This window comes from uncultured Aquimarina sp. (assembly GCF_947500065.1).
In the GTDB taxonomy this organism is placed as follows: domain Bacteria; phylum Bacteroidota; class Bacteroidia; order Flavobacteriales; family Flavobacteriaceae; genus Aquimarina.
Genome location: NZ_CANMQT010000015.1, coordinates 54,622 through 71,278, shown reverse-complemented (window position 1 = coordinate 71,278; position 16,657 = coordinate 54,622). Strand labels below are relative to the sequence as shown.

Sequence of the window (16,657 nt, the reverse complement as noted above, 5' to 3'; positions counted from 1 at the left end):
ATGGAAATAAAGTACAACTCACCAGGTAGAGTAGATAATCTAACTTTCGAATATCTAGACACAAAACCAAAAGATAAAAAAGAGGTTGAGAGACTATTAAAATTATGGAACGAGGAAATTAAATCGCAATATGACAATTTAGACTACCTACAGTCTAGATTTTTTGAATTGGATTTTTCAAAATTCCCTAATCAGAATGGCGCATCAGTGACTTGGTTTGCAGATCCAGCCGAACCAACATTCTGTAAAGATATATCTGTTGCAAAAAGACTATCTGACTGGGGAGTGAAAGGCAGGCACAATCTTCATAATGAATATTGCGAATATTCAATAATCATGAGAACTGATAAAACTGGAACTTTGCGACCAAAAAGAGTACAGTTTACAACCGAACTCAGAGAGTATTGGCTTTTTCTAGCGATTCATTCCCCTTTTCGATTAAAAAATATAGCAACCTCCATTCTGGGATTTGAGCCTAGTTGGCAAGATCTATATGGGATAGACAACCCATTTCTTTTGACAGAAAAAATGAGGCGTTTTCATTTTGCAAAACAGACAGCGGGAAGTGGCAAAGATTCTGAGCTGAAGAATATGGGTGTACCAGATCAACCCATCGGAGAATTAAATACCAAAAATGCTTTGTTTATGACTCATCCAATCAATGGGTTAGACGATTTACTATACATATTAATGTTTGGGGCACATCCCTACAGAACAAAGAAAGATGGAGAGTTTGTAAAGGCGAAAGAAGAACAAATATTTAGAGAATATGGTGTTGAGCATTTAGCCTGTAGACATGCTGATCCAGCAGCTGCAATAGGTGCTTATGATAATGTTTATGAAGGTAAACCCGTTGGTTTTGCTGACCCAATAGGTATGTATATTCAAACATTTAAACAAAATGCCTTTAGTTATAATGATGAACAAATACCTAATGAATGGGTAAAGTATAGTAGAGGCAAACAAAGATTAGAGTTTGGTCCTTCAGATTCTGAAGATATTTATCTCGATGATTTAAAAGTTGAAGAAAATGGAGAAGATGTTAAGTTAACAGGTGGATTCCAAATAGCACAATTAATTGAAGTTGGACCATTTGTTCTAATAGGAGACCAAACTGAAATTCAGGAAGACGAATATGTGGAAGTAAAAGCTTCAGACTCGGAAATAAAATGCAATGAAGCTTCCATTTGTGACCGAATTAATAGTCTTGAAAATGAATATCACAGGGAAAGATTACTTAGTATAAAGAAGTCATTCAGAAAAATAGAATAAAATTTAGATTATGCTTCAAGAAGGAATTTTTTGGCAAAATGGTGTTAAACCGGGACAACATCTAGGAATAATGTTTATTAAACTAGATGATGAAGCCAAAGTAGATAAAGTTTACAATATACTTTCAAATCTTTGGGATCTATATGAAAAACTAAAATCTGGTATAGATCCGTATGTGCCTAATGTGCCTATACCCGCAAGTGGTTTGACTTGTACGATAGGATATGGCAAAAACATTTTTGACAAATTTTCATTACTTAAAGATGCTCCTCAAGGATTGTTAAGTAATGGAAAATTAAGATCTCCAAAAGCTTCAGGAGGCGGCAAAATTTTGAGGGGATCTGGGCTCTCGTATGCAGAAAACGTAACTAAAAATAATGCTACAGAAGATATAATGGTGCAGTTTACGGCAAATTCAGTTTTAGCTGTAAATCGAGCGATCGTATATTCTATAAACGAGATGAATAAAGAGGAATATGACTCCATTTCTTCAGTATCTAAATTCTATACTGGATTTCATAGAGAAGATTCAAGAAGTTGGATTGGCTTCCATGACGGAATTTCAAACTTAAAAAGTGGTTCTGAAAGAAAGGATGTTGTTTCTATTAAACCCGGAATTAGTCAAGATGGATGGGTTGAAAATGGTACTTATATGTTTTTTCTAAGAATAAACGTTGATATAGAAAAATGGAATACAATACCTTTAGATAAGCAAGAATTATTGGTTGGAAGAAAAAAAGGTTCTGGCTGTCCTATCGATAAAATAGAAAATGGTAAGCCCCATGTAGAAAATGGTTGTCCCTTATCGGGATCTTCATCAATAGTTGATAGAGATTCAAATGGAGAAATTATAAATAATGATTTTTTTGAACCTCCAATTACCACTGATGAAACAGTAAAAGTTAGCCACGTGCAAAGAGCAAATCAACATAGAGGTCCTGTTTCAGATAGAAATTCATTAAGAATTTTTAGGCAAGGTTATGAGTTTTTAGAAGCAAATGAAAAATCTCCAGGATATTCAGCAGGTCTAAATTTTATTAGTTTTCAAGACACCCCTGAAAGGGTAACAAGAATGTTGACTCAACCATCATGGCTTGGAAATATCAATTTTGGAGGTTATGAAAATGAACAAGGCAATTTAAAAAACTTACTCGAAGTTGTTTCAGGTGGTGTATATCTAATACCTCCCATGAATTTATTTGGTAAAATTCCTGGTTATGAACTATTTGAGGAAGAAACGGTAGCTAACAATGTATAACACATTTGAACAAAACAAAAAATTCCAAAAATGAATGAACTAGAGTTGTTAAGGGAACTTATTGAAGCAAAAAGAATTGCAAACGATTTACAATTAAGGATTGATATTTGGACCAATGAACTAGAAAGAATTCAATTTGTTCAAGAGTTGGAAAACGTAAGCGTTCAAATTGACGATTTGGAAAATCAAATAGTTGAAATCGATGACAAAAGATATAGTGTAGAGGCAAAAGCAAGTATGATTGATCAATTGGAACGATATGTGACGGAAATCAATAAAGCGAATCTGGCTTTAAATCTTTCACGTAATCAAGGACTAATAGGTGATAATACGCTATTCTTTGGAATCATAAGAGATATAAACTACCTGGTTACTGACAGAGTTTTTGGAATTCATATTCCTGCATATTTAAAATATACAACTGACCCCGATGATTCGGTTAGTATTCCAGAATTGACGGACTTTTTGCGAAACGAAATAAACATTTTGGGAGGAATTAACTCTCCGAACTATCTAATCCTTTGGCAATATAAGGATCAATTAATTGATCGAATTAGGGCACAATTTATTGAATGAAAAACGTGTTACAACACAAAATATGTGATCCTAGTAAGCAGTTAGAGTTTTAAACGAAAGGTCTTTGTGTTTTTGGTAAGACGCAATGTTTGCAGAAAGTAAAAGTTAGCAATCAATGTGCAGAAAAATCAAAAAGCAAGGTAACGTTTTGCCCTGCTACGACACATATATGAAGCGTTCGCGTTCATTTGAAGCAATTTAGAAAACAACAAATCAAACGTAAATGAAGAATATTCTTATTGACACCTGTAGCTGGATTGATTTGTTAACAGAAGATACTAATAACCTTTTACCTCATTTAGAATTTTGGGAAAGCAATGAATGTATAAATATAATCAGTCATGAAATAATTATTGAGGAGTGGAACAAACATAAGGTAAAACAAAAAAAAAGATTTTCAGACTCATTAAACACAAAATATAAACACACGTTAGAAGTAGTAAAAAAAGAGAAATTAACTATTCCTGAAAAGTTAGAACCAAATATTCAGAATATAGATGAACAAATCGAAATAATTGATAATTTATTAGCTAATTCGAAAATTTTAAGTGTCCCGAATAATATAAAAATTTTATGTAGCGATAGAACAATATCAAAAAAAGCACCTTTTCACAATAAATTAGATAGCACAAAAGATGCTTACATAATTTTTTCTACTATTGAGCACTTTAAGGAAGAAAATCAAGAATTTCTTTTCATATCGGCAAACAAAAACGAATTTGGTGCTCCAAACAATATAGAGTTAGAAATACATCCTGAAATAATTGAAGGTTTTTCAAATATCAAGGTATCATATTTTGCTGATATAGGTAGAGCTATTAACTCACTAAAACAAGAATTACCCATTAGTATGTTACCTCCCAATGTAGATAATACAAATGAGTTAGAAATTGAAGACAAAGTATTAATTGACAAATCCAAACCAATTCTTGACCAAGTATTTGATTACATAAGTATTAGACAAAAAGAAGTTTCATTTTTTCCTTTAAGTTTATTTAGTAATCAATACCCTTTTAAAGCAAAAGCTAATTCACAACCTTACTATTCTTTTTTTAGCCTAACATCTGATAATCAAGAGTTATTTGACTTATTTAATTCTGTCAATATTTCTGAAGCTAATATAATTACAATTACTAATGCCGATTTTTATAAAGGAGTTAAAGATTATAAAAATAAAATTAAAAATATTTTATTGGGCTTAACAAAAAATTTAATATTCAATATATCTAATGAAAAAACTCGAGAACGAATATCCATAAGGTATTCAAATGAAACAAATTGCCAATGTCCAAAATGTAGTTTTCGAAAATTTAAATTTATTGATTCTTTCAAAAATTTGGAAACATATAATGATAAAGATATTTTAGAAAGCGGTTACGTACATTATCTTATTGGGAATTTTACAACTAGTGCAAATAAACAATTAAAAGCAACAGAATTCTTTACAAAGAAAAAACAAAATTTATCAAAATTTATAAGTTTATTTAACTCTTCTAAGCTTTCAATATTTGTAAGAAACAATTATTACGGAGATAATTCTCACGATGTCTTGTTAGAAAAACTAAAAAAAATTAATTTAAATTATCAAGCAACAAAATTATCAAATAATGAAGTTGGTGATTTTATAGATTATTTAAAAAATGATAAATTCTATGACAATGCACGTAATAAAATACAAATATCGACTTCTAAAATAATAGATCATTATCACAGTCAATTAAATGGAGGCAGGAGTTCTAATCGTGAAATATGGATATTGATAAACGAATATGCAAAATTAGAATCTTTCCTAAATGGAAATTATATCATATATGATAAATTTAGCGAGTTTAATGAAATATTTAAGGTTTTTATTGAGGGGCTATTTGCTTCACATAGCATTAATGAATCTCACAATAGCCGCCTAGAAAACTTTGATGACTGGCTAATTAATCAAATTCTGCGCTATGGAGATGCTACAACCATTAATAAGTTCTATAAGAGATATAAACTAAAAAAAATTCATTACGAAAAAACTTCAGTAAGTGGAGATTCTTTTGGTGATCTAATAGACAATTTCTTTTCGAATGAAGGATTAAGAGAAGCCTTCACAAATAACTGTGAAAAAGGTAATCGAAGATTTTGGGACTATTATAACACCATTTTTAAAAATATTCTTACACTAGTTTCGATTTGTGATTTAGATTCAAACTATCATAATTTATTTACTAAAAAACTAATTACCTATTTAGAAAAAGAAACCTTTCTAAATCATTTAAGCTATGATTATATTAATCATTATATAAACAGATGTGGCAAACAAATAAAAAGAAATTTACTCAAAAAACTTTTCTTTATAGGTTTAAAAAACCCCTCATGTCACAATGTAGAATTCTTTGAATTATTATCGGATAATTTCACATTTGAAAAAATAAAAATATCCAAATCACAGTTTATATCAATCAAAAAAATGTCTTTTGAAAATTGTAATATCTGTAAAGCAAAACATAGCGAAACAATAATTATTCCTATTTGGAAAATGATAGAAAATGCTGATTACAAGAAAGAAATTGAAAATATCATATTAGAAAAACTTAATGAAAAATTTTCATTTAATCTGTTTTATCTCGCTTCATTATTTGATATAATAAAATTAGATAATGTACTTTTAAAAAAGGCTATCGAAGAATCACTACCAAATGACAAGCGCAATTCTTTTAAAGGTATGTTTTCAGATATTGATGATAATCGATTTGATAGGGTAAACTCTTTATTAAATCTTTGCTTCAAATTTAAAGTTGACACAACTACAAATGAGTTTGAACCATTTAAATTACTTGACAAGTATTATGAATGGCTAATCGATATGAATAATTTTAATTACGATGATTTTCAAAAAGATTGGATTAGTGAATACGTAACAAAATTTTATTTTGAAAAAATCTATAACGATCAATTAACCAAAAATAAACTTGATGAAATTTTGAAAAACAACTTTGATTCAAAACTAGAGAATGATTATATAAATATTTATATTAGAAAAACTTGGGAAGGAAAAAAATAAAAACTGTGTCCAACAAAACCTATAAGCAATAGTACCTTACGGGGTGCTACTACTAATAGCCAAACTGAATGAAAGAACTAGAAAAATATAAATCTGAATTGATTGGCAAAAAGCTGATTAAAGTTCTTCATTCTGATCAAGGAGAAGGAATAGAACATTTAAACGGATTTGGAAACCCATATTACTTCTCAACAGTTTTAGAACTTGAAAATGGAGAAAAATATCGATTTGGTAATGACTGGATTGACAAGTGGGACGAATCGGAAAAATTAATGGAAGTTACCCACCTAAATTGGGGAATTAAAAAAAGTACAAAGTACAATAGCTTAAGAATTTCTGACTTAATAATTGACGAGCACAACGATGTTTATATAAAACTTGAAAATGAAGCCCTCATATACCATACAATAGATTATGGAGATAAGCTTTTTTTTTGACAAATACTCCGAATTGCTTGGCTCAAATAGAAAGTTGAAAAGTAAAAAAAACAGTTGCTAACAATGGCTATAATTTATTATGGCAGCGAGTTAAAACGAAGTTTGATTTATAAATCAGTCGGCTGGCTTTCGACGGAAAAATCCTCACGGATTATTCTGTAACAAATTATAAGCGTACACATTAACCACAATTAAAAGAATGTGACTTGATTTGGAAGAAAAACAAATACTATCACAACAGTGTATCTAAACAAAATGAAAAAAAAAGATAAAGAAAATAGAACCATTGTAAAATCTATTCATCCATTTTTTCTTTTATTAATTGCTCCTCTATTGTATTCATTTTCTGGCTTTCAAGAAGATACAGTAACATCTATTGATAATAGTCCTTTAGAAATTTCTGTAACACTACGTATTAATAAAATTTACAATATCAACTCCGTAAATGAAACCTATCAAATAGATGGATATTTATTGTATTCCTGGATAGATACCGATGTTCATTTTAAGCCTAAAGACTCCTTGAAGGAATCCATGATCTATGAAAATGCAAGAGCCAGTGAATTGATGCAAAATGAACTATGGATTCCTGCTTTTGAACTCATCAATGTACAAGGCAGCGAGGAAACTCCTAACACAAGAATCGAAATATATTCAGATGGAAAAATTGAATACGAACAGCGGTTCTTTGGCACCTTTAGTTCGGATATGGATTATGTCAAGTTTCCATTTGATTCACAGCGATATTTAGTGGAGATAGAACCTTTCTCTTATAGTAATCGGCATATTATTTTTAAAAACCCTAAGTTGTTCCTAGCGGATGATACGGATGATTATTTGGGTGAAGATTGGGAATTGACAGGTAGCGATGTTAGCCTTACAACAAAAAAATATAAGTATATGGATGCTGATGTTAATTCCGAAAAAAATTCCTATTCCAGAGTAATTTTTGAGGTAAAAGCAAAAAGATTATCCGGATATTATCAATGGCAAGTATTGTTTCCGCTGCTTATTATCATTATGGCATCATTCTCAATTTTTTGGATAAAAGAATTTAGTTCCCAGATAGGTGTCGGTTTTACCCTAATGTTAACTGTGGTTGCATTCAATTTTTATTCTGCATCCATCCTTCCTAAATTATCCTATAACACCTTTATAGAGTATGTAATTATAGTTGGGTACATTTTTATATTTCTGGGGATATTAGCCGTCATTATAAACCATAGAATCAATGGCGTCGAAGAAGAAAAAAATGGGATCAAATTACAGAAATATTTTAGATATGGGTTTCCTCTTGTATATGCTATCATAATGATTATTCTTTATATAAAATTAATTATGTAACCATCTTATACTAAAAAGCATATCCAGTTTGTATTAAATCTGATAGATCGCTATTAGGGTATATTAGGTAACAAAAGGGATCAGGAATCGTCGTAAGTATATATCATTTAAAACATACTTATGAACTATAAACAACTATTTTTAGCTGTATTATTTACTTCTGTTTTTGTACAAGCCCAAGATTCTAAGGAAAAATTAGAACACGTTATTGAAGACTTTAGGGTATCTATTATAAAGCATAATGATTTAGAAAAATTCTCTAACTTGTTCTTGCACGATTCTATTACGTGGTCTGCTATTTTTACAAATCTATCAAAAAAAATGGTGCTAAGGAGAAGGCCAGACTTTATTTTATCTTCTAGTGATTATAAAACATTTTACAAAAATCTAGCCGATGGTTCAGAAGAAAAATTCTATAATATTGATATGGATGTTAGAGATGAATTTGCTACCGTATCATTTGATTATACACTAGCAGTTAATGAAGAAATTAAGAATTGGGGAACTGAATATTGGTCACTCATGTTAGTTAATGATTCCTGGAAAATCACCTCTGTTACTTGGACTATGAATATCCAACAGTTAGAAGAATGTCCTTTTGTATCCGATGATTTCTTTGTTTTAAAATAGTTCGATAATAAACGACCATGTAGATCATTATCAACTTCATTCTTTAAAATGTTACCATACTAAGTTTTCAACCTGAGCAGAGCCGAGAAGTTTTTTAATACAGTTTCCCTACGACCGCACTACCCTATTTTCTTAGCATTGACAAGAGCACCGTACAAACAAGGGAAATTTACTTGTTTTTAATTTAAATGAACACAAATAAAAGTAAGAATAAATAAGTCTAAATTGGTAACATTCAATAAATTAATGCATTTCATCGATGAAATATTGTTTTTTAACTAAATTATTGTACATTACGGTAAAACCGTAGTTTTGTTTATTGTCAACACAAACAGACTACCTAACTAACCTAATACTATATGATAATATGATTACTATTTCTAAAAAGATGATTTGGATACTTTGCTTTGTATCATTTTCATCATTATCAGCCCAAACATTATTGAATGGTTTTTTTCCTAAAAAGAAGGAACTAACGATTGCCTCTTCATATTCTTACAAAAGTTTTGATAACTTTTACCGTGGAGAATCTCTTACTAAATCTAATCCCATGAATATGGGTAGAATCTCTTCATCAATAGTCAGTATTTATGGAGAATATGGTGTTTCCGATTGGTTATCCACAACGGTAACAATACCTTATGTTTCTACAAAAAATGAACTAGGAACCTTAGATCCGGTTTTAGGAGTAAGTCAAGTAGAAGGCGTACAGGATTTGAGTTTTTTTCTAAAAGCCAAAGTATTCGATAAAAAATTATCCAATACTTCTAAATTATCTCTTGGTGGAGCAACCGGAATTACCTTACCAGTCGGAGGATATGAAGAAGCCGGAATACTTTCTATAGGAAATGGAGCTACAGCATATGAAGGATGTGGTTTTTTACAATATAAAACTTCTTCAAATCTTTTTATTGAACTCCAAGCTGCTTATAGTCTAAGGAACAATTCTGATTTTGAAATACCAAATGCGATGGTCTATAGTGCTAAACTAGGATACTATAACAAATGGTTTTACACCCATGCTAAAATAGGGGTTCAAAATTCCTTGAGTGGGTTCGATATCGGATCACAAGAATTTATAGATGCTGGTGGACCTAATGCACTCCCAGAAACAGAGGTTGATTATACCAATCTATATCTAGACGTATATATTCCTGTATATAAACAAAATTTTGGTGTATCTTCAGGATATACCGTTAATATGACTGGAAGAAATTATAATAGAGCATCCTCCATATCTCTGGGATTGGTATATAAAGTAAACTAACCAAGTAATGATGTTAATAAAATGAAAAGGATAAATATATTACTAGCAGTTATAGTATTATCAAGCTTCGGTTCTACTATTAATGCACAAAAACATATTGATCATATGGTATGGGATCAGCTCCTATTACTAAATGTATCTAATGATGGTAAAGTAGATTATAATGGTTTTATTAGAGACAAATTTCTATTTGACACATATTTTAAATCTTTATCTACTAATTATCCCACTACCAATTCTGAAGATACTGAAAAGCTAGCTTATTGGGTAAACTTATATAATGCTATTGTAATGAAAATGATCATAGATCAGTATCCTGTTAATTCTATAAATGATTTAGAAAATCCATGGAAGAAAAAATCAATAACTATTAATAATGAACAATATAGTCTAGATGATATAGAGCATACTATTTTAAGAAAAATGAATGAACCTAGAATTCACTTCTTACTAAACTGCGCTGCCACTTCCTCACCAAAATTATGGAATAGAGCATACACAGGTAGAAATATTACGCAAGCTTTAGAAGAAAGAACTATAGACTATATTAATGATACCAGCAAAAATCTTATTTCTCAAAACCAAGCTAGGATATCCAAAGTATTTGAGTGGTATGCAAAAGACTTTAATAATGGAGATATTAGAAGCTATATCAATACATATGCTAAAGAAAAAATCAGTAATACATCTACAATAGAATATTTAGAATATGATTGGAGTTTAAATGAAAAAGAATAAATCCTTTTACACTTAGGAGCTTTTTTTTTATATGTATTTAATAATAAACCCCTTTATTCATTATGTGAATAAAGGGGTTTATTATTATTGTTATTCAGTATATCTAAACTAAGGAGTAGCTACAAAATCGGTAACTACCCAACTAGATCCGTTATATATCATACTTATACTTTCGTTTTGATTCAAGACAGGATTGCCCAAAGATGCTGGTAAAATAACCTGACTTGGAAGTATCGTTATGGCAGTAGTAGGATGAATATTAATCAAATGTACCTTTTGTCCTGTTACACCTCCGAGAAACCCAAAAACAGTAACACTAGAACCATTATTTAAAAGTACAATAGATTTATTTGTCAAATCATACCCTGTAAAATTACCCACATTTGTTTCAGTAAATACAGAAGTTTGCACAGCTCCACCTGCAGAAAGAGTTTGTGCAGTCAAATCATTAAACTTTGCATCTCCATTAATACTCAAAAGGTTTGAAGCGTCTACGGTTCCATTATTTACCGATCCATCATTTTCAATACGAAACTTAGTATTTTGTTCGGTTTCAAAAATAATACTACCATTAGTATCCGCATCATTATCTGCAATAATTGTAGTACTACCTGTATTTGATGTAGAGGAAGTACCTGCTCCTGCAAGATTAGTAAGATTCGCGCCACTTCCTGCAAAGGACGTTGCTGTAACATTACCTGCTATTTCCATTTTCTCAGTAGGAACCACATTACCAATATTAATGCTTCCATTCGCATTAATTTCTAAAGACTGATTAGATGCTCCTGCCATAATTCTAAAAGGAGTTCTACCTCCATCAATATCATTTACTGCAAAGTAATTTTCACCATTGTCAGCTATATCATTAATCTGGATTGACCAATCGTTTGGCGGAAAACTTGCTGAGGTACTAGTATCTCTAAATAAAATACCTATTGTATCGTCAGACATAATCATATCATTTTCTCCAAAATCCATTCCGGTTGTTACATCATCTCCTATAGCTACTCGGTTTTTAACAATAGATTCATCAATAAATACATTACTTCTGGTATTAAAGGTTATATCACCTGTACCCAAAGATTTTAATGTTCCTGTATTGTCATAGTAAAACATAAATCCTTTGGCACTTCCTTCATAAAATAAAGAACCTGGAGTTGTCATAGTATTAACAACATCGTCATTATTACTTAAAATCATACCATCTTTTACACCTAATACAGCACTACCAAAAGTTGTTGCATCAGTAAAACCGATACCTACTTTTGCAGTATTATAAAATACATTATTCACAATTTTTGACCATATGATATCAAATGCTATTCCTGCAGTAGTTCCAAATCCAGGAAAAGAAACCTTTGTTGTATTGGTTGCCACCTCTGTTTTTATCTGATCTAAATTCGCTGAATTGGTAACATTCAAAAGGTCTAATTTGTCTGATTGTTCTGTTGTAATTGTTACAGGTGTATTCGTTACATTATTGTAATCTACGCTAAGAGCTTGATCTGTATTCACACTATTTAAACCATAAGAAGTACTAAGTAATTGAGCTGTACCTACAATATCATAATTAGTTCCGCCAGTAGGATCTGTTTCTGTTCTAATATAGTAAGAGTTGCTTCCCCAATCAATTCCGCTTAATGACCCTGAAATGATAGTACCATCTCCCACCAACACACTTATCACTCCTGCAAAATTAGTCGTGGAATTATGAGTTTCACTATACACTGTAGTACCTGTTGCACTACCTTCTATAATACTAAGACGAATGGAAACATTGGTGTTAATGACCAATACATCAGAAGCCTCTCGTATAATAGCCTGATAACTAAATTTTTCTGGTGCTTGCGCGTATGTACTTATAGCACAAATCAACAAGCATACTGTTATAAATAACTTTTTCATCTTCTTATTAGTTGTTAAGTCCTACACAATACCAATTAGTTCCATCGTATATAAATGTTGCACTTCCATTTACTGATAACGTAATATTGGCATTTCCTGCCAATTGAAAATTCTGCGCTCCTGTTCCTGCATTGTGTTCAAATGTAACTGTAGACGTTAATGCTGCAATAGTTACAGATTGTCCTGTTACACCTCCTGAAAATGCTTGTATTGTAGATGTTGCTTGACCATCAAGAGTTACAAATCCCTTATCAGTTACATCATACGTAGTTGGAAAAGTAGTTGCCGATGTTTCTGCATTAGGTGAAATCGAAAGGAGTTGTATTGATGCATTACCATCCAAAGTCATATTTGCTACTTTAACATTTCCATTTACTTCGAGCGGTACAGTTGGAGCTGTTATTCCAATACCCACAGATCCAGCATTCGTAATCGTCATTCGAGTTGTATTTTGCGTTTGAAAAGCAATCTCTCCTACTGTATTAGCATCATTATCTGCCGCAATGGTTGTATCATCTACATTAGTAATTCCACCGGTACCTGCAGCAATTCCAGTAATTCCAGAACCATCACCTACAAAAGAATCCGCTTTAATTGTTCCTACTACCTCTAATTTATTCGTTGGAATATTTGTTCCTATTCCAACATTACCATTAGCTGCTACAAACAAAGAATTCTCTGCTGCGCCGGCAAAAACTTTAAAAGGAGTTGTTGCTCCTGTAACATCAACGATCGCAAAATGAGAAGTTCCTCCATTAGAAGTTTCATTGATTTCTATTTGCCAATCATTTGCAGGAAATGTACCTGAAATATCGTCACTATCATCAAATAATATTCTTAGGTTATTTTCTGCAAGAATAAGTGTATTAAATCCAAAATCAACACCAGCAGATACATCCATACCAAGGCCAAGACTATTTTGGATAATCACATCATTACTAATAACAACATCTCCATTCTCTATACTCCATAATCCACCAGCATATGTCACAGCTCCTGTATTGATCGTTATATCCGTATTAGTATTGTCTATATAATGAAAGCTTCCGCTACCTGTATTATCGTAGTATAAACTTCCTGGAACTGTTGCTGCGGGAGTTCCATCAAACAAGATTGGGCCTCCAACATGTAACTTAGAGCCGCTAAAACTGCTAGATTCGTCAACACCTATCCCAACATTACCTGCATTATAAAAAATATCGTCTGTCACAGATTTTGTCCATATTACATTATCTCCTTCTAAAGCTGTTCCAGGTACAGTTCCGAATCCAGGAAATGTAACCTTGGCATTATTAGTAGTTACATCTGTTTGTAATTGATCCAAATTTACCGCTGATGTAACAGTGATAAAATCAATCTTAGCAGCTTGCTCTGAAGTGATTATGGTTGGTTGATTTGTTAAAGAATTATAATCAGCTGTTGCCGCAACATCTGCTGTCGCCGAATGTAAAGCATAAGGAACGCTTAAAAGCTCATTAACTGTTGATAGTGTATAACTTGTTCCTCCTGTAGGATCTATTTCTACTCTTACGAAATAAGGTCCTGCAGACCAATCAATAGCATCAAAACCGGCAGCATTACCAATAATTAAATTAGCAAGACCGTTAATATTAGTTGTCACATTCTGAGTCTCAGAATATACTGAAGTCCCTGAGACGGATGTTTGTAGAATATTAATTTGCACTCCTACATTGGTATTCCCTACTACCATATTACCAGCGTCTCTAACGACAGCTTGATAGTTAATTCTGTATGAGTTTTGCGCTGTAACACTTATAGTACACACAAAAATTAAAAAAGTAATTATTTTATTCATCTGTTTATTTTTTTATGATTTTGAAAGTCTTAATTGGAGTGTTTTGCATCTTCATTGTTAAAATATAAGTTCCAGAAGCATAGGAACTCATCTCAATAACATTAGTACTACTATTAATAGCTTTACTCATAACTAATCTGCCATGAATATCATGAATTTCGAAACTTGTATTTGCAATATCAATCTCATCTATAGAAAGAACTAATCTATCTGTAGTAGGATTTGGATATGTACGCACATTAAGCTGTACTGATTCGAACTCAGGATTGCTTAATGTTTCAATTTCAAAAGCTTGCTGTACTCCTTCAGACAAGGAACCATTTGCGTTTTGTGTTGTGGTATAAAAGATTTGTCCAACAGAAAAGCTTGATTTTCCACTGGTACCAGTAGCGTTTCCACCAGAAGACACACTATTCTCCTGTGCAATCATCGGTGTGATGCCAAAAGAAAAAAATATCAAAACCATAAAGGGTATGTAATTATTTATCATATAAGAATGTTTTTTTACATAGCAAAGCTACATAAATTATATGCCGCTTAGTTCAGGAAACATTATTAATTAGATACGTATTAACACCTGTTTTTATTTTATTACGGGAAAAAACCAACTCATTTACAATCATTTATATCAATAAAAAAAGTAAGAAGCAGAGTTACTGCATGAATTCTAAAAAAGAAATAGCAGGATAACTGTTATGCAATCCCACTATTTTAATAAAGTTCTTGATATATTCTTACATCTCTACTCCATCGATCTTTACCATTCCATCAGAAGCCAAAATTACATTAAATAGAATTTGCTGTGGACCTTCTTTAGTCTCTACAATCAATTCGATCTCATCTTCGCTAAGTTTAATTTCTGCCACTTTCCCACCTTGTAACTTTTCATGGAACTTCTTAAAGAACTTTAAATGTTCTTCCAATGGAAAAGAATTAAAAAACGAAGACAATGTTCTAAGCTCTAAGAAGGTTTTCCAATTATTCTGATCATCCGTATTCACAGCATTCATAAAATCTTTTACCAATTGATCTGCCATTTCTCCGGTAATAGGATTCTTTGCGCTTTCTTTGGATACTTCAGGTATAAAATCAGGTTTTAATAAGATACCTGCAATCTGTGAAGTTATACGTTCATACGAGCGTTTCACTGAATTTGTCATGATAATAATAGTAATACCCTCTTCTAAATATCTCCACATATCCGCGAAGAAAACACCATTACCCCCATTGTGAGCTATCAACTCTGTATTTCTAGGTGTTGGAAAAATAGCCCATCCATACCCATAGTAAGATCCAGACCCTTCGCCCTCTTCTACATGTTTTCCGTATAACTTGGTTTTAGCATCTTCATTAAGAATTTTATTTCCCAATAGCGCCTCGTGCCATTTGTACATATCCTGCACAGTAGACAGCACTCCTCCATTTGCTTTAAGATGCCAATACGGACCATCATTTGCCCAAGCTCTCTCGGTGGTTCTACCCCACTTTCGATCTTTTCGATATCCTACTGCAATATTCCCAAAAGAAGGCATCTGATATCCTGTTTGATTCATTCCAGCTGGCTTCCAAAGGTTTTCTGACAGATATGCCTCGTAAGACATTCCTGAGAGTTTTTCTATAATAATCCCTAATACACTATATCCTACATTAGAATACTCATATCCCGTTCCTGGCTCAAACAATAATTTTCTACGCAACGTTTTTTCTATAAATTCATCCGTAGTTATTTCCTCATAGTCGTCACCAATGGCTGGTGGCAAACCTGCTGAATGTGTAAGCAGATGATGTAGCGTAATGTCCTTTTTATCATTAGGTACATTTTCAAAATAGGTAGAAAGCTTATCGGTTACTGATAATTTACCTTGCATTTCTAATGTTAGGATCGCAGCTCCTGTAAACTGCTTGGTAATAGACCCGATAGTAGAAACAGTTTTTTCTGTATATTTCACTTTATTTTCGCGATCCGCATATCCATATCCTTTTTCTAAAAGTATTTTTCCATGCTGAGCTACCAAAACACTTCCAGAAAATCCATTATCCTCTAATTGATCCAGATAATTAGCTATTTTCTCTTTATTGGATGAACTATTCTCTCCTGTCGCTTGTGCAATTACAGGTTGCTGTTTACACGATATAAGTATACTTACAATCAGTGCTAATTTTAAAAATTTAGTCATAATTATTCGTTTTTTGAAAATCAATAATACACTAGTCTTATAAAGATTACAACAAAATGTTACCTAGGTAAAAAGTATGTTATTTTCAACATATATACTGTTATAAAGAGTTTTTATAACACACGTATCCATATTCATAACAAAAAATCGAGTTACATCACATTTCAACAAACTGTTCAACTTTTATCTATATT

13 protein-coding genes are annotated in these 16,657 nt (G+C 31.8%); 9 read left to right on the top strand and 4 right to left on the bottom strand.

The window, feature by feature from the left end; translation table 11 throughout:
• From Q0975_RS25905 to Q0975_RS25865, 9 genes are all read left to right on the top strand, one after another.
• The gene (locus Q0975_RS25905; protein ID WP_299443005.1) at positions 1-1,272 is read left to right on the top strand and encodes a hypothetical protein; all 1,272 of its coding nucleotides are present in this window, start codon (positions 1-3) and stop codon (positions 1,270-1,272) included.
• Between the two features lie 10 nt (positions 1,273-1,282).
• On the top strand, positions 1,283-2,530 hold the full coding sequence (locus Q0975_RS25900) for a Dyp-type peroxidase (RefSeq protein WP_299443002.1): 1,248 nt from the start codon (positions 1,283-1,285) through the stop codon (positions 2,528-2,530).
• A 30-nt stretch (positions 2,531-2,560) separates the two neighbouring features.
• Complete coding sequence (locus Q0975_RS25895) at positions 2,561-3,106, top strand: hypothetical protein (protein WP_299442999.1); 546 nt, start codon at positions 2,561-2,563, stop codon at positions 3,104-3,106.
• Positions 3,107-3,368: 262 nt separating this feature from the next.
• Positions 3,369-6,149: a hypothetical protein gene (locus Q0975_RS25890; RefSeq protein ID WP_299442996.1), complete on the top strand. Its 2,781-nt coding sequence runs from the start codon at positions 3,369-3,371 to the stop codon at positions 6,147-6,149.
• A 68-nt stretch (positions 6,150-6,217) separates the two neighbouring features.
• Positions 6,218-6,586 carry a hypothetical protein gene (locus Q0975_RS25885; RefSeq protein ID WP_299442993.1) on the top strand — a complete coding sequence of 123 codons (369 nt, stop codon included), beginning with the start codon at positions 6,218-6,220 and terminating at the stop codon, positions 6,584-6,586.
• 255 nt (positions 6,587-6,841) lie between these two features.
• A complete protein-coding gene (locus Q0975_RS25880) occupies positions 6,842-7,930 on the top strand; it encodes a hypothetical protein (protein ID WP_299442990.1) in 1,089 nt (362 codons plus the stop codon).
• Positions 7,931-8,050: 120 nt separating this feature from the next.
• Complete coding sequence (locus tag Q0975_RS25875; protein ID WP_299442987.1) at positions 8,051-8,560, top strand: hypothetical protein; 510 nt, start codon at positions 8,051-8,053, stop codon at positions 8,558-8,560.
• Positions 8,561-8,879: 319 nt separating this feature from the next.
• Entirely contained in the window at positions 8,880-9,827 is a 948-nt protein-coding gene (locus Q0975_RS25870; protein WP_299442984.1) for a transporter, read from the top strand.
• A gap of 21 nt (positions 9,828-9,848) precedes the next feature.
• A complete protein-coding gene (locus Q0975_RS25865) occupies positions 9,849-10,565 on the top strand; it encodes a DUF547 domain-containing protein (RefSeq protein WP_299442981.1) in 717 nt (238 codons plus the stop codon).
• Positions 10,566-10,673: 108 nt separating this feature from the next.
• On the opposite strand, the gene Q0975_RS25860 is transcribed toward Q0975_RS25865, so the two are convergent.
• From Q0975_RS25860 to Q0975_RS25845, 4 genes are all read right to left on the bottom strand, one after another.
• Positions 10,674-12,470, bottom strand: coding sequence for a hypothetical protein (locus Q0975_RS25860; protein WP_299442978.1), 1,797 nt, complete (start codon positions 12,468-12,470; stop codon positions 10,674-10,676).
• A 7-nt stretch (positions 12,471-12,477) separates the two neighbouring features.
• Complete coding sequence (locus Q0975_RS25855; RefSeq protein ID WP_299442975.1) at positions 12,478-14,286, bottom strand: hypothetical protein; 1,809 nt, start codon at positions 14,284-14,286, stop codon at positions 12,478-12,480.
• A 4-nt stretch (positions 14,287-14,290) separates the two neighbouring features.
• Positions 14,291-14,776 carry a T9SS type A sorting domain-containing protein gene (locus Q0975_RS25850; protein WP_299442973.1) on the bottom strand — a complete coding sequence of 162 codons (486 nt, stop codon included), beginning with the start codon at positions 14,774-14,776 and terminating at the stop codon, positions 14,291-14,293.
• A gap of 244 nt (positions 14,777-15,020) precedes the next feature.
• Positions 15,021-16,463 carry a serine hydrolase domain-containing protein gene (locus Q0975_RS25845; RefSeq protein ID WP_299442970.1) on the bottom strand — a complete coding sequence of 481 codons (1,443 nt, stop codon included), beginning with the start codon at positions 16,461-16,463 and terminating at the stop codon, positions 15,021-15,023.
• Between the last annotated feature and the right edge of the window lie 194 nt (positions 16,464-16,657).

What these genes read in the sequence shown, in the direction of transcription:
- Q0975_RS25905 (WP_299443005.1), top strand. Translation starts at nt 1, where the DNA reads ATGGAAATAAAGTACAACTCACCAGGTAGAGTAGATAATCTAACTTTC.
- Q0975_RS25900 (WP_299443002.1), top strand. Translation starts at nt 1,283, where the DNA reads ATGCTTCAAGAAGGAATTTTTTGGCAAAATGGTGTTAAACCGGGACAA.
- Q0975_RS25895 (WP_299442999.1), top strand. Translation starts at nt 2,561, where the DNA reads ATGAATGAACTAGAGTTGTTAAGGGAACTTATTGAAGCAAAAAGAATT.
- Q0975_RS25885 (WP_299442993.1), top strand. Translation starts at nt 6,218, where the DNA reads ATGAAAGAACTAGAAAAATATAAATCTGAATTGATTGGCAAAAAGCTG.
- Q0975_RS25880 (WP_299442990.1), top strand. Translation starts at nt 6,842, where the DNA reads ATGAAAAAAAAAGATAAAGAAAATAGAACCATTGTAAAATCTATTCAT.
- Q0975_RS25875 (WP_299442987.1), top strand. Translation starts at nt 8,051, where the DNA reads ATGAACTATAAACAACTATTTTTAGCTGTATTATTTACTTCTGTTTTT.
- Q0975_RS25865 (WP_299442981.1), top strand. Translation starts at nt 9,849, where the DNA reads ATGAAAAGGATAAATATATTACTAGCAGTTATAGTATTATCAAGCTTC.
- Q0975_RS25860 (WP_299442978.1), bottom strand. Translation starts at nt 12,470, where the DNA reads ATGAAAAAGTTATTTATAACAGTATGCTTGTTGATTTGTGCTATAAGT.
- Q0975_RS25855 (WP_299442975.1), bottom strand. Translation starts at nt 14,286, where the DNA reads ATGAATAAAATAATTACTTTTTTAATTTTTGTGTGTACTATAAGTGTT.
- Q0975_RS25850 (WP_299442973.1), bottom strand. Translation starts at nt 14,776, where the DNA reads ATGATAAATAATTACATACCCTTTATGGTTTTGATATTTTTTTCTTTT.
- Q0975_RS25845 (WP_299442970.1), bottom strand. Translation starts at nt 16,463, where the DNA reads ATGACTAAATTTTTAAAATTAGCACTGATTGTAAGTATACTTATATCG.